Below are 12801 nucleotides of genomic sequence, written 5' to 3'. Positions count from 1 at the left end.
TCCGCGCCCCCCGGCCGCCCCCGCGGCCGGGCCGTGGGGGGCCCCGCTGGGGGGGGGGGCCCCCCCCTCGGCCGTGTTGTCGGCCGGCCGTTCGTTTCCGGACGCCCGGTCGTTCGTTCCCGGGTCTCGGATCACCGACCTGTTCCGCGGCTCGCCGGTGCGTCGGTCGGCAGGCCGTCGGCCCAGGTCAGGGTGGAGACGAGGGAGCGGAAGGCGGTCCGGTAGGTTCGCGGGCTGGTGCCCGTGTGGTGCTGGAAGTGGTGGCGCAGGTTGGCGGGCGTGCCCAGCCCGGTGCGCGCGGCGATGCGCTCGACCGGCTCGTCACCGCGCTCCAGCAGGCGCTGCGCCAGTTGGATGCGGGCGCGGAGGAGGTGCTGGAGCGGGGGCAGCCCGGTCTCGGCCCGGAAGCACCTGGTCAGGCCCCGGACGGTGAGGCCGGCGTGGTCGGCGATGTCCTCCAGGGTCAGCGGGTGATCGAGGTGGGCTTCCATCCACCGGATCGTGGGCCCGAGGCGGGAGACTCCCCGGCACACCGTGCGTCCGGCGCCGGTCTGGTCGGTGGATGCGGCCCGCCCGGCGGGGTCGTGGAGCTGGAGGAAGATCTGCCGCTCCGTCTCGATGGCGACCGGATCGCCGTGGTCCAGGGTGATCAGCCGCAGGCAGAGGTCGACGCCGCCGAGCACTCCCGCCGCGCTGTGGAACGGCGCCGAGTCCGTGACCGCGCCCTCCGGGTCGACCTCGATCCGGGGGTGGCGCCCCGCCAGTTCCGCGGCGTACCGGCGGCCGGTCGCGGCCCGCCGACCGTCCAGCAGCCCGGTGGCGGCGAGGGTGAACGTTCCCGTCCCGATCGCGCCGATCCGGCTGCCCCGGCCCGCGGCGGCCCGCAGCGCGTCGGCGACCCCGGGCGGCGGCTCGGCGCGGAAGCCGTCGTGGCCGGGCAGCAGTACGGTGTCCGCGTCCTCCAGCCCCTCCAGGCCCCACGGGGTGTCGAGCCCGAAGGGCGCCGGCCCTCCCGTCGTACGGAAGCCGGGGCCCGCGCAGTACCGCACCTCGTACGCGACGTGCGGGTGGCACTGCACGGCGGTACCGAAGGAGACCCCCGGCCCGGTGAGTTGATGGCCGGGTACTCCGTCGAGGGCGAGGACAGCGATCACTGGCATGTCCAGAATTTAGCCGAGGGTGACATCGGAGCCGCTGGTCCGGGTGCGGACCGGTGCGGAGGATGGGTGGTACGCGGCACCGGAAGCGCGGGGTACGCCCGGTCGCCGTCTCCGCACCTCAGGGTGCGTCCGTACCTCCCCGCATCCGTACCTCCCCGTGTCCGCACTGGGGAGGAGCGCGTTCTCGCGCACCCCTGCACCCCTGCACCCCTGCACCCCTGCACCCCTGCACCCCGAAGGAAGGGACCTCCCATGCCCGACATCAGCTCTCTGGCGCGCCGAGCGGCGCGCGTGGCCACGATCGCCCTGGCCGCGACGGTGTGCGCCACCGGCATGACCGGCAGCGCCGGAGCCATCGTCAACGGGACGGACTCCGCCGGGCGCTACCCGTACATGGCCTCGATCCCGATGACGGCTCCGACGAGTGGCCTGTTCGACGGCGTCTGCGGGGCGACGCTGATCCACCCGCGGTGGGTGCTGACGGCGGGCCACTGCGTCGACACCCGGCCCGAGGTCGGGGTGGTCCTGGACGGGACCGTCCGGATCGGCTCGGACCAGCGCAAGTCCGGCGGCACCGTCCGTGCCATCCAGCTGACGATCACCCACCCCGGCTACGGGATCGGCGCGGGCGGGGGCGGTGCCAACCAGGACGACCTCGCACTGATCCGGTTGGACCGCCCGGTGAGCGAGACGCCGATCCGCATCGCCGAGCGGGCGGCCCGCCCCGGTACGCCGACCCGCTTGCTCGGCTTCGGCAGCGTCGCCGACGTGGACACCCCGCAGAACGCCCGGTTCGCCGACCGGTTGCAACAGCTGGAGACCCGACGGGGAGCCGTCGACGAGTGCACCCCCGGACGCGCGGGGTGGCTGCGGCTCTGCACGGTCAGCCAGGTGCCGGGCGCCATGGCCTGCTTCGGGGACTCCGGCGGACCGCAGCTCCAGAAGGGCCGGGGCGGGCGCTGGGAACTCGTCGGAGCCACCTCGGGCGACGGGGACACCGACCCGACCTGTTCGACCGGCCCCGGCCTCTACACCAGCGTCCCCGCGTACACGAGCTGGATCTGGAAGACGATCCACCAGTACGACTGACGTCGAGTACATTCCGGGTATGTCGGTAATCGCCGTTCTCGTGCTCGACGGGCTGCCCGGACACCACCTCACCACCCCGGGGCTGGTGTTCGGAACAGCGGCGCGCGAGCACCCGGGCGTCGCCTACGAGGTGCGGCTGTGCGCCGGCGCCGGCCCCCTCGGCATCGGGCTGCCGGCGCCGCTGCCCGTCGCCGTCCCCCACGGGCCGGAGGGCCTCGCCGACGCCGATGTCGTGCTGGTGCCCGGTCACGACCGCTCGCGGGCCGAGTCGCCGCCCGGGGTGGTCGCCGCCCTGCGGGCCGCCGCAGCCCGGGGCAGCCGGATCGGCGCGATCGGCACGGGGGTGTTCACCCTCGCCGCCACCGGCCTCCTCGACGGCCGGCGCGCCACGACCGGCTGGCGCCACACCGAGGAACTGGCGGGGCGCCACCCCCGCATCGAGGTCGATCCGGCAGGCACGGTCGTGGTCGACGGCCCCTTCCTCACCTCGGCCGGGATCTTCGGGGGGATGGACGTCTGCCTGCGCCTGCTGGCCCAGGACCACGGCGAGCGGACGGCCGGCGAGACGTCCAGGGAACTGCTCACCCCCCTCCTCGGGCACGCGGACCGCGTCCAGCAGGGCATCGACCGCGAGCTCGCGGACAGCGCGGGCATCGAACCCACCCTGCGCTGGCTGAAGGCCCGCCTCCACCTCCCACTGACCCCCGCGGACCTCGCCGAGCACGCCGGGATCAGCGTCAGCAGCCTCAACCGCCGCTTCCGCGCCCGGACCGGCGTCAGCGCGCCGCAGTACCTGCTGCGCCTGCGGCTCGACCGGGCCCGTGAACTGCTCACGCAGACCGAGGAGCCGGTGGAGCGGGTGGCGGCCCTGTCCGGCTTCGCCTCCGCCGCGAGCCTGCGGCAGCACTTCTCCCGGCTGACGGGCACCACGCCCCGCGCCTACCGCTCCGGCACCGGGCGGCCGGGGCCGCTGCCGGGCGACTGAGGGCGGGCATGCGTACGGCCGACTCGCCACCTGCGCGTCACCGGTGGTTGTCCCACCCGGCGTCCACCCGGCGGAGGTCCAGCCTGGCGAGGTCCGGATGCTGCTCCCGGGGGAGGGTACGCACCAAGGTCTCGTCGATCGTGAACTCGTCCATGGGAGCACCCGTTCCTGTCATGGTGCCGAACGGGGGGAGGGGAGGCTCGACGGCTCGGACTCCCTCGTCCAGCGCTGCCACCAGCGGCGCTTGGCGCGGCTCGTGCCGTGCTGCGCGAGAGCGGCTGTCAGCCCGTCCCCAATGGCCAGGGTGAGTCGGTGGGTGGGGCCGAGGGTCTGTTCGGCTTGGGTGAGGGTGGTTTCGTAGAGGGGGATGGCTCGTTCGGGGGCGCCGGAAGCGACATGGGCGTGAGCGAGCTCGTTGCGGGTGGTGAGGGTGTGGGGGTGGACATCGCCGAGCAGCTGTTCGCGCTGGGTGAGGGTGGCTTCCAGGAGGGGGACGGCGCGTTCCAGGAATCCCGCCGAGGCGTAGCTGCGGCCGAGGTTGTTGCGGGTGGTGAGGGTGTGGGGGTGCGTCTCGCCGAAGAGCTGCTCGCGCTGGGCGAGGGTGGTCTCCAGGAGAGGCACGGCCCGTTCGAAGTCGCCCGCCGCGTGGTAGGCGGTGGCGAGGTTGTTGCGGCTGGTCAGAGTGTCGGGGTGGGTGTCGCCGAGGGTCTCCTCGCACTGGTCGAGGGCCTTCTCCAGGAGCTCGACGGCATGGTCGAGGTTGCCGGCCGCCTGGTAGGCCGTCGCGAGGTTGTTGCGATAGGTCAGGGTGTGGGGATGGGTGGGGCCGAGAGCCTGTTCGGACAGGGTGAGGGTGACGCGGTGCAGGGGGATGGCGCGCTCGAAGTCACCCGCTGCCTGGTAGGCGGCGGCGAGGTTGTTGCTGCTGCTCAACGCGTCGGGGTGGTTGGCGCCCAGGGCTCGCTCGGACTCGCCGAGTCCCGCTTCGAAGAGCGGGATGGCATGGTCGAGGTCCCCCGTCTCCTGGTAGGCGAAGGCCAGGTTGGTGCGGGTGGTGAGCGTGTCGGGGTGGGTGTCGCCGAGGGCCTTCGTCCGGCGCGCGAGCGTGGATTCCAGGATGGTGATGGCGTGCCTGAGGTTGCCGGCCGCGTGGTAGGCGGTGGCGAGGTTGTTGCGGCTGGCCAGGGTGTCGGGATGGGAGGGGCCGAGACTCCGCCGGCGCCTTGCGACGGTCGCTTCCAGCAGGTGTATGGCGCCGGCCTCGCGTCCCAGGCGGTGCAGGTACGCGGCGGCGGTTTCGTAGTGACCGCTCGCCGCATCCTCGTGGTGGCCGTCAGAGGCGGTGGCGGCGAGGGCGGACAGGTGGGGTATGAGCGAGTCCCAGTCGGGTGCCGGGGTGTCGCCGGGCTTCGGGAGCGCGTCGAGCGCCCCGGCGAGGGCGCGGTCGGCCTCGGCGCGACCGGGACGGTCGGGGGCGGTACGCAGAACGGTCTGGACGAGGCGGTGGATGCCGGCGGTTTCGCTGGTGAGGGTGATCATGCTGTAGGTGCGGAGCAGCGCGAGTGCGTCGTCCAGATCCTCCGCGTCGTCGACGGCGTGCCGGAGGAGTGTGACGGGGATGTCGTCGGGAGCCAACCACGCCAGGGCGTTCAGGACGGTGACGGCGAGCGGGCTACGGCTCTGGAGGGTCTGGACGGTGTGAGCCCAGATCCTGGCGATGGTTCGTTCCGGGTCGGTGCCGTCCGCCGCCTTGTGGAGCTTGGTGTCGAGGCTTCGGCGGTAGACGTCGATGCTGACGGTCGGGTGCTCGGCGAGGTACGCGCCGGCTTGGTCGAGGGCGAGGGGCAGGTACCCGAACTCGGCGGCGAGGGTCCGGGCCTCGTGCCGCTCGCGGGGCCGGGGCGCGCGGGCCCCCAGGGCGCGGGTGAGGAGGAGCTCGGTGGCTTCGTCAGGAAGGAGGGCGCCGAGTTCGTAGGTGGGGACGGAGCGCCAGCCGGTGGTGCGGCGGGTGGTGATGAGGTGGTGGCCGCCCGCGAGGCTGAGGTAGGGATCGAGGTCCCGTGGGGCCTCGGCGTTGTCGTAGACGAGCAGCCACCCCGGGTGCCACTGGAGCCAGGCCATGGCCCAGGCGACGCCTTCCTTCTCGGTGGCCTTTCCGGCCCACGCGGGGTAGAGGCGTACCGCGAGGGCGGCGAGCGACTGCTCGATCCGGTTGGGGGATTCGGCGTTGATCCACCAGATGAGCGCGTAGTCCCGGCGGTGCCGGTGGGCGTACGTCAGGGCGAGGGTGGTCTTGCCGATGCCGCCGAGCCCGTGGATGGTCGGGGGTTGGCTGACGGCGGTGCCGCCGCCGGTCGTGAGGACGTGGCGCAGCCAGGAGAGTTCGTCCTCGCGGCCGACGCAGTTCGGTTCGAGCGCGAGGTTGCCGGCACCGGGCGGTGCGGCGATGTCCCGGGCGGTGTTGACGACATCGGGAGGCAGCGCGAGGTGAAGGTGCGGGTCGCCGGTGAAGGCGGCGCCGATGACGTTCGCGGCGACCGCCTGAGGACCTGCGGCGGTGATCGGTCGATGCGGTTCGGTCACGACGCGCCCGCCGTGACGATCGCCTGTGCGGCGCTCAACAGTTCCACCCCGAGGAGAAGTCGGCCGAAGCTTGGCCGCCATTGTCCCACCCGGTGCGATCGTCCGACGGTCCAACTCCGTCAAGTGGTGTGGGTGGTGGTGGGTTTGGTGCGCACGGTGGCGCGCAGGGGTTGGCTCGTCACGGCCGGTGCCGGGTCGGCACCCCGTCCGGGTCGGCCCGGGCCTTCCTCGTTCGGGTGGTGATGGGCGGATTCCCTGGCGTACAGGGCGGGTTGGGCGTTACCTTGCGGATATGACCGAGCTTGTCCGCCGTCGTCACGTCGACTACGGCCGCCTGTCCAGTGCGAGCTGTCCGCTCGGCTGCTGACGCACGGTTCTCCGCACGCGCCCTCGTCGGGCGCCGCGCCGTCGCCGTCCGGTCCCCGCGCGGGCCGTGACCCGGCCCGGTGCCCCGTTGCACCCCAGGCGACCACGCCTCGATCTGTCGCGCCCGTCCGCACCCTGCCCTTGAAGCTCAGCCCATGAGACTCCGCCCTTGAAACTTCGCCCTCGAAGGGGACAGCCATGACCGAATCCGGCACCGCCACCGAGCACTACCTCCGCAACAACGCCGCCTACGCGGTCGACTTCCAGGGACCGCTGCCGCTGCCGCCGGCCCGTCAGAGCGCCGTCCTGGCCTGCATGGACGCCCGGCTCGACGTCTATGCGGCGCTCGGACTCGACGAGGGCGACTCGCACGTGATCCGCAACGCCGGCGGCGTCGCCACCGACGACGCGATCCGCTCGCTGGCGATCAGTCAGCGACTGCTCGGCACCCGGGAGATCATCCTGATCCACCACACCGACTGCGGGATGCTGACCTTCGGCGACGACGCCTTCCGCGAGTCGATCCGGGAGGAGACGGGCATCAAGCCGCCGTGGGCGGCGGAGGCCTTCGCCGACGTGGCGGCGGACGTCCGGCAGTCCGCCGCCCGGATCCGGAACAGCCCGTTCGTCCCGAGGACCGACGCCGTGCGCGGCTTCGTCTTCGACATCGCGACCGGCAAGCTCGACGAGGTCGTGCTGTAGCGGCGTGAGCCCGCCCCCGGCGCCCCGCCCCGCGCGGGCGGGGCGCCAAGGCCCGCGCCCGCCAAGGGCCTTGGCGTGTTCGCGGGGTCCGCGCGGCAGTAGAGTGAGCGGATGATCTCTCTGTCGGAAGACCTGCCGCGACGGATCAGCGAAGGCGACCGCGACGCGGGTGTGCGGCGCCTCCAGGAGGCCTACGCCGCCGGCCACCTCTCGCACGAGGAGATGGACGAGTGCCTCCAGCAGGCGCTCACCGCCTCGACGCACGGCGAACTGGCCCGGGCGCTGTCCACGCTCCCGGCGCAGGACGCCGGCACCACGTCCACGATCGGCGCCGTCAGTGGACGGATCCGGCGGGTCGGCGCCTGGCGGGTGCCGCGGTTCCTCAAGGTCGAGTCGGCTCTCGGCAGGGTGCATCTGGACCTCTCCCGGGCGGTCATCGAGCACCCGGTGGTCGACATCGAACTGCACCTCGGCACCGGCCGAGCCAAGATCACGGTGCCTCGCGACGCGATCGTCGACGCCGCGGGGCTGCGCGCCGGGTGGAAGGACACGCTCTACAAGCCCCGTCGGGGCGCTCGCCCCGACGGGCCGACGATCCGCATCTCCGGCGCCATGGGGATGGGACGACTGAAGATCCGCCACGCGCGACGCTGAACCCGGCGACCACGGGCGACTCACATGGCCCGCACCGCAGGGGATGTCGCGCCCGTCTCCTCGTCATGGTCCGGACGTACGTCGTCGGTGACGAACGGAAGGGCCTTCCGGGAGGCGGCCGGCGAAGACCGAGACCACCTGCCCGGGACCACCTGCCCGAGCACACTGACGGCAGGCCCCGTACGACACCGGCGCGACGGCGACGGGGACCGGCGGCAGCGGGCAGGATGGGCGGGTGGACACGGTGATGATCAGTGACGAAGACCGCCGACTTCTCGGGGCCTGGGCGGCCGACTGCGCCGAGCGGGTGCTGCCGCTCTTCGAGGCGCGGGCCTCCGCCGACACCCGCCCCCGCGAGGCCGTCGAGGGCATCCGCGTCTTCACCCGCGACGGGAGGCGGACCGCGCAGCTGCGCTCGGTCGCCGTCGCGGCCCTCGCGGCCGCGCGCGACGTCGGTGACCCGGTGGCCACGGCAGCCGCTCGCGCCGCGGGCTACGCGGCGGCCAGCCCGTACATCCACCCGATCGCCACCCCGCACCAGGCCAAGCACGCCCTGGGGCCGGCGATGTACGGGGCGCTCGCCCGCGAGCTCGCGGCGGGCGGTGACGCGGGCGCCGGTGACGAGGAGATCCGCTGGGCGATCGAGCACGCGCCGCCGGCGGTCGGCGGGATCCTGCGGCAGATGCCCGTCTTCGCCCCCGGCCGCAGCCGGTTGGACGCGTACCGCCACCGGCTCGAAACGGCGCTGCGGGGCTGAGCGGGGACCCGCCGGGAGGTGGGGGACCCGGGGGACCCGGAAGGACCGAAGCGATCGGGGGGATCGGCGGGGCCCGGGTGATCGGCGGGGCCAACGGGGCCAGAGGGGCCGGAGCGACCAGTGGGGTCGCAAACCCCCGCACCTGACGCTGTGACGCAGATCACTCCGGATGCAGAACCTGCGCGCCGGATCTGTCGTCTGGCTGGTGTGAGATCACGCAGGAGAGCACTGGACGAGCTGGACGAGGAACGCCTCCTCCGGCTGGTGGCCAGGGGCGACCGCAAGGCGTTCGACGAGTTGTACCGGCGCACGTCGCCGTGGCTGGCGGTGCGGCTGCGCCGTCGCTGCGCGGACGAGCAGATCGTCGCCGAGGTCATGCAGGAGACCTACCTGGCGGTGTGGCGCGCGGCCGGCGCGTTCGCCGGGAGTGCGGTCGGTGGTTCGGCCGTCGGGTGGCTGTGGACGATCGCGGCGCGCCGCCTCGTCGACGCGTTCCGGCGCCGCGCCCACCACGCCGAACCGCCGGTCGCCGCCGCCGAGTCGGCCGTGGTGCCCGCGGCGGAGGACGAGGTGCTCGCCCGGACCGTCGGCGGCGACGTCGGCGACGCCCTGCGGCAACTGGCGCCGGAACTGCGACAGGTGCTGCAGGCCATGGTGCTCGACGGGCTCTCCGTCCGGGAGACGGCCATCCTGCTCAGACTGCCCGAGGGAACGGTCAAGACCCGTGCCCGACGGGCCCGGATCGCGATGCGGGAGGCGATGGCATGAGCGCGGACCATGCGTCGATGCGGTTGATCGACGAGTACGCACGCGGTGACACGACGATGGCCGCGGACACGGTGTGGGCGCTGGAGGCCCATCTGGAGACCTGTGCGACGTGCCGCAGTCGCCTGTCGTCCGCCGTGGCGACCGGGGCCCCCGGCATCGCCGCGCTCGTCGACACCGTCCGGGCCGGTCTGGAACCGCAGCTGGACGCGGCCGTCAGGGCGCCCTCGCGGCGGTACCGCCCGAGGTGGGTGTCGGCCTGGATGACACCGGCGATGGCCCCGTGGCTGGCCATGACCCTCACGGTGATCCTGGTGGCGCTGCTGCTGGACGTGGCCGGGCCGCCGTCGCTCTTCGGCGGCGCCTCGCCGGTGTTGCTGGTCGCGCCGGTGCTGCCGCTGTGCGGTGTCGCCGCCTTGTGGTCGCGCGGCCTGGACCCGGCGTACGAACTGACGGCCTCGACCGCCCGGGCCGGTCTGCCCCTGCTGCTCCGACGCACCACGGCGGTCCTCCTCGTGGCCCTGCCCGGGCTGCTGGTGGAGGGGTGGCTGACCGGCGCCATGACGGCCGCGCAGTGGCTGCTGCCCTCGCTGGCCTTCACCTCCACGGCCCTGGCCCTGGGCAGCGTGGTCGGCGTCAGCCGTGCCGCCGCCGCGCTGGTTGCCGTGTGGGGCGCCGTCATCGCCGGACCGGCCTGGGCCACCGGCCACGCCCCCCTCGCCCTGGAGCCGGACCGGTTGCCCTTGTGGGGACTGCTCCTCGCCCTCGGCGTCGGCGCCGTGATCGCCCGCAGAAACGCGTACTCGACGTTGTGAAACCCAGCTCAACGCCGTGAAACCCAGCTCAACGCTGTGAAAACCGGCCCGACGCCGTGAACCCCATGTTGACCCCCGGAAGGACCCACCGCATGACACCCACGACGAGCGCGGTCGACACCGCGCCGAAGACCTACGCCTGGGAGGTCCGGGCCGCCGGCCTGAAGGTCCGGGCCGGGCGGAAGATGGCCGTCGACGGGCTCGACCTCTCGCTGGGCACCGGCACCCACGGCCTCCTGGGGCCCAACGGTGCGGGGAAGACCACCCTGATCCGGGCGCTGGCCACCGTGCTGCGCCCCGCCGGGGGAGAACTGGAGCTGCTCGGCAGCTCCGCGGGCGGGATCGGCGACCACCGGGCGCTGCGCCGCCGGATCGGCTACCTGCCGCAGGAGTTCGGCTACTACAAGCGCTTCACGGTGCGCGAGTTCGTCGAGTACATGGCCTGGTTGAAGGAGGTCCCGAAGGCGGACATCCCCGCCGCCGTCCAGCGGGCCGTGGAACGGGTGGGTCTGGCGGACCGCGCCGACCAGCGGATGAAGACCCTGTCCGGCGGCATGGTGCGACGGGCCGGCATCGCCCAGGCCATCGTCAACGACCCGATGCTGCTGCTGCTGGACGAGCCGACGGTCGGGCTGGACCCGGCACAGCGGCTGCGCTTCCGCGAGCTGCTGCAGGAGTTGGGTCGCGACACCTGTGTGGTCGTCTCCACCCACCTGGTCGAGGACGTCGCGGCCGCCTGCACCGACGTGGTGCTCTTCGCCGACGGCCGGCTCGTCTTCCAGGGCCCACCGGAGGTCCTGGCCGCGGCGGGCACGTCCAAGTACCCGGGCGACAGCCCTCTGGAGCGCGGCTACTCGGCGCTGCTCAGCCACTCCGAGCGGCCGGGGGGCACCTGGTGAACGGACGTGTGCTGCGGACCGAGCTGAGGCGCTCGGCCGCTCCGTGGGGCGGCATCCTCATCCTGGGGGGCAGCCTGGCGGTCCTCTGTCTGATCGACGGGGTCTGGTGGCAGGGCACCACGGGGTGGACGGCCCAGTGGACCTCCATGGCCATGTGGACCCGGTACCTGCTGGGCTTCTGGTGGCCGCTGGTGGTGGGCCTCGGGGCGCTGTACGGGCTGCGCGACTCCCGTTCGCGGATGGGCGAGCTGCTGACGACCACGCCGCGGCCGGCCTGGCGCCGTGCGGCGCTGCCGGCCGGTGCGACGGCGCTCGCGCTGGTGGCGGGCTTCGGCCTGCTCGTCCTCGTGGGCGGCGTCCAGGTGGCCCTCGGCGGCACCACCTACCTGCCCCTCGGGTGGCTGCCGATCTCGCTGGTGGCGGCGCTGGCCCTGGTCGCCGGCGCCGTGTTCGGGATGGGCGTCGCGCGGGCGCTGCCCTTCGCGCTCACCCCGCCGGCCCTGGTGATGCTCGTCCTCCTGGTGCTGAACGGCCTCCTACGGCCGATCGTCGAGGGGGAACGGCCGGCGAGCCAAGCGCCGAACCGGCTCGCCCAGCTGTCACCCGTGACCCCGGAACCGCGGGAGATGCTGCTGACCCTGTCCGGCTCCGTGCACGTCGGCCAGACGCTCTGGCTGCTCGGTCTGCTCGCCACCGGCTTCGCGCTGCTGGTGGCCGCGACCCGCCGGACCCGGCTGCTCGCGGTGGTGCCCGTGCTGGTCGGTGCGGCCCTGGCCCTGCTGGTCCTGCCGGCCCATGCGCGCGACACCTATGTCGTCGACCGGGCCGCCGCCACCCTGGTGTGCGACGGTCCGGTGTGCGTGACGGAGGCGAACCGGTACCGCCTGCCGGAGCTCGCGCCGCACGGCAAGGAGGCGTTGCGCCTGCTGCACGACGCCCTGGGGGACAAGGCGCCGGGCTCGGTGCGGGAGGACACCGCACTGCGGGCGCTCGGCGAGAACCGCCCGCTCTCGGCCGACGTGGTGCTGGTCGACTTCGACGAGACGCTGATGGCCCGCGCGACGGGCAAGGACCTGACGCGCCTCCTGGTCGCCCAGGGCCTGGCACCGAACTGCCGCGGGCACAACGCCCGGGAGGGCGGCGGGCTGAGCGACGTCGCCGCCCAGAGCCTCGTCGCGAGCTGGGCCCTCGGTGAGCCCCGCCTCGAACCGCTGGAGCCGAGGGAGGCCGACCCGTACTCGAGCGCGGAATGGGCGAGGGCCGATGCGGCCTGGGAGAAGCTGGCGACGCTGTCGCCGGCCGAGCAGCGCGCGCGGATCGCGGAGGTGCGCACCGCCTCGCTCTCCTGTTCGCCGAGGGATGCGTTCTCGGCCCTGGTGGGAGAGAGGTCCTGATGAGGTGGCTGACGCTGTACGCGCGTTCCCGCCAGGTGCCCGTCTCGGCCGCCGTGGTCACGCTCACCGCACTGGCCCTGTGGTCCCTCGCCCCGGGCAGCGGCGAGGGCCCGGTGGACCTGCCGACCGTGGTCCTGGTGCTCACCGCGAACGTGGCGGCCGCCGCCCTGGGGCTCGGTGGGCAGGACGTCATGCTGGACAGGACGGCCGCGATCCGGTGGGTGCTCCGCCGGGCGGTGCACGTGCTGCTGATCGGCACGTTCGCCGGTGCGGTGCTGCTGGCCGTCCAGGCGGCCGGCCCCGAGCTCGCCGCCACCGCGGTCCTCGCCCGGGACGCCGCCGGCCTGGTCGGCCTGGCCGCGCTGGGGGCGACCGTGTTCGGGGCGCAGTACGCGTGGACCCTGCCGACCGGCTGGCTCGGGATCATCCTCTTCGGCACGGTGCCGGCCGGCCGGGTGGGCGAGGTGGTCGGCTGGATGCTCATGCCGCCCGGTACGACGGCCGCCACCTGGACGGCGATGACCCTGCTGGTGACCGGAACCGTGCTGTACGCCGTGGCCGGGCCGCGACGGTAACGGCGATCCGCGCCGACCCGAGCGCCCCCGGCCCGCCCCGATCGAGGGGCGGGCCGG

12 protein-coding genes are annotated in these 12801 nt (G+C 73.8%); 10 read left to right on the top strand and 2 right to left on the bottom strand.

From position 1 onward, the window contains the following. Window positions 1–131 precede the first annotated feature (131 nt). Window positions 132–1160 (bottom strand): GlxA family transcriptional regulator, encoded by a 1029-nt coding sequence (locus ACFVYI_RS05740; protein ID WP_387881871.1) that lies wholly within the window; start codon window positions 1158–1160, stop codon window positions 132–134. Between the two features lie 252 nt (window positions 1161–1412). Between ACFVYI_RS05740 and ACFVYI_RS05735 the strand changes: the two genes are divergently transcribed. Then, complete coding sequence (locus ACFVYI_RS05735) at window positions 1413–2249, top strand: S1 family peptidase (RefSeq protein ID WP_387881870.1); 837 nt, start codon at window positions 1413–1415, stop codon at window positions 2247–2249. 19 nt (window positions 2250–2268) lie between these two features. Further along, window positions 2269–3234 (top strand): GlxA family transcriptional regulator, encoded by a 966-nt coding sequence (locus ACFVYI_RS05730; protein WP_387881869.1) that lies wholly within the window; start codon window positions 2269–2271, stop codon window positions 3232–3234. Between the two features lie 171 nt (window positions 3235–3405). Here the strand turns inward: ACFVYI_RS05730 and fxsT are convergent, their stop codons facing one another. Continuing rightward, entirely contained in the window at window positions 3406–5817 is a 2412-nt protein-coding gene (gene fxsT / locus ACFVYI_RS05725) for an FxSxx-COOH system tetratricopeptide repeat protein (protein WP_387881868.1), read from the bottom strand. Between the two features lie 564 nt (window positions 5818–6381). Here fxsT and ACFVYI_RS05720 point away from each other — a divergent pair. The 8 genes from ACFVYI_RS05720 (at window position 6382) to ACFVYI_RS05685 (ending at window position 12744) form a co-directional block, all read left to right on the top strand. Beyond that, window positions 6382–6885, top strand: coding sequence for a beta-class carbonic anhydrase (locus ACFVYI_RS05720; protein WP_387881867.1), 504 nt, complete (start codon window positions 6382–6384; stop codon window positions 6883–6885). Between the two features lie 111 nt (window positions 6886–6996). Next, entirely contained in the window at window positions 6997–7539 is a 543-nt protein-coding gene (locus tag ACFVYI_RS05715; protein WP_387881866.1) for a DUF1707 domain-containing protein, read from the top strand. A gap of 247 nt (window positions 7540–7786) precedes the next feature. Then, window positions 7787–8296: a putative immunity protein gene (locus ACFVYI_RS05710; RefSeq protein WP_387881865.1), complete on the top strand. Its 510-nt coding sequence runs from the start codon at window positions 7787–7789 to the stop codon at window positions 8294–8296. Window positions 8297–8503: 207 nt separating this feature from the next. After that, window positions 8504–9064: an RNA polymerase sigma factor gene (locus ACFVYI_RS05705; RefSeq protein WP_387881864.1), complete on the top strand. Its 561-nt coding sequence runs from the start codon at window positions 8504–8506 to the stop codon at window positions 9062–9064. Next, the gene (locus ACFVYI_RS05700; RefSeq protein WP_387881863.1) at window positions 9061–9876 is read left to right on the top strand and encodes a zf-HC2 domain-containing protein; all 816 of its coding nucleotides are present in this window, start codon (window positions 9061–9063) and stop codon (window positions 9874–9876) included. Before ACFVYI_RS05705 ends, ACFVYI_RS05700 begins: the two co-directional genes overlap by 4 nt. 92 nt (window positions 9877–9968) lie before the next feature. Then, complete coding sequence (locus tag ACFVYI_RS05695) at window positions 9969–10775, top strand: ABC transporter ATP-binding protein (protein WP_387881862.1); 807 nt, start codon at window positions 9969–9971, stop codon at window positions 10773–10775. Then, window positions 10772–12169, top strand: coding sequence for a hypothetical protein (locus ACFVYI_RS05690; protein WP_387881861.1), 1398 nt, complete (start codon window positions 10772–10774; stop codon window positions 12167–12169). Before ACFVYI_RS05695 ends, ACFVYI_RS05690 begins: the two co-directional genes overlap by 4 nt. Further along, window positions 12169–12744, top strand: a complete 576-nt coding sequence (locus ACFVYI_RS05685) for a hypothetical protein (protein ID WP_387881860.1) — start codon at window positions 12169–12171, stop codon at window positions 12742–12744. Before ACFVYI_RS05690 ends, ACFVYI_RS05685 begins: the two co-directional genes overlap by 1 nt. Window positions 12745–12801 lie beyond the last annotated feature (57 nt).

This window comes from Kitasatospora sp. NPDC058218 (assembly GCF_042882445.1).
In the GTDB taxonomy this organism is placed as follows: Bacteria; Actinomycetota; Actinomycetes; order Streptomycetales; family Streptomycetaceae; genus Kitasatospora.
Note: the sequence above shows the minus strand (reverse complement) of the source record. Positions and strands in the feature narration are given on the sequence as shown.

What these genes read in the sequence shown, in the direction of transcription:
- ACFVYI_RS05740 (WP_387881871.1), bottom strand. Translation starts at nt 1,160, where the DNA reads ATGCCAGTGATCGCTGTCCTCGCCCTCGACGGAGTACCCGGCCATCAA.
- ACFVYI_RS05735 (WP_387881870.1), top strand. Translation starts at nt 1,413, where the DNA reads ATGCCCGACATCAGCTCTCTGGCGCGCCGAGCGGCGCGCGTGGCCACG.
- ACFVYI_RS05730 (WP_387881869.1), top strand. Translation starts at nt 2,269, where the DNA reads ATGTCGGTAATCGCCGTTCTCGTGCTCGACGGGCTGCCCGGACACCAC.
- ACFVYI_RS05720 (WP_387881867.1), top strand. Translation starts at nt 6,382, where the DNA reads ATGACCGAATCCGGCACCGCCACCGAGCACTACCTCCGCAACAACGCC.
- ACFVYI_RS05715 (WP_387881866.1), top strand. Translation starts at nt 6,997, where the DNA reads ATGATCTCTCTGTCGGAAGACCTGCCGCGACGGATCAGCGAAGGCGAC.
- ACFVYI_RS05710 (WP_387881865.1), top strand. Translation starts at nt 7,787, where the DNA reads ATGATCAGTGACGAAGACCGCCGACTTCTCGGGGCCTGGGCGGCCGAC.
- ACFVYI_RS05700 (WP_387881863.1), top strand. Translation starts at nt 9,061, where the DNA reads ATGAGCGCGGACCATGCGTCGATGCGGTTGATCGACGAGTACGCACGC.
- ACFVYI_RS05695 (WP_387881862.1), top strand. Translation starts at nt 9,969, where the DNA reads ATGACACCCACGACGAGCGCGGTCGACACCGCGCCGAAGACCTACGCC.
- ACFVYI_RS05685 (WP_387881860.1), top strand. Translation starts at nt 12,169, where the DNA reads ATGAGGTGGCTGACGCTGTACGCGCGTTCCCGCCAGGTGCCCGTCTCG.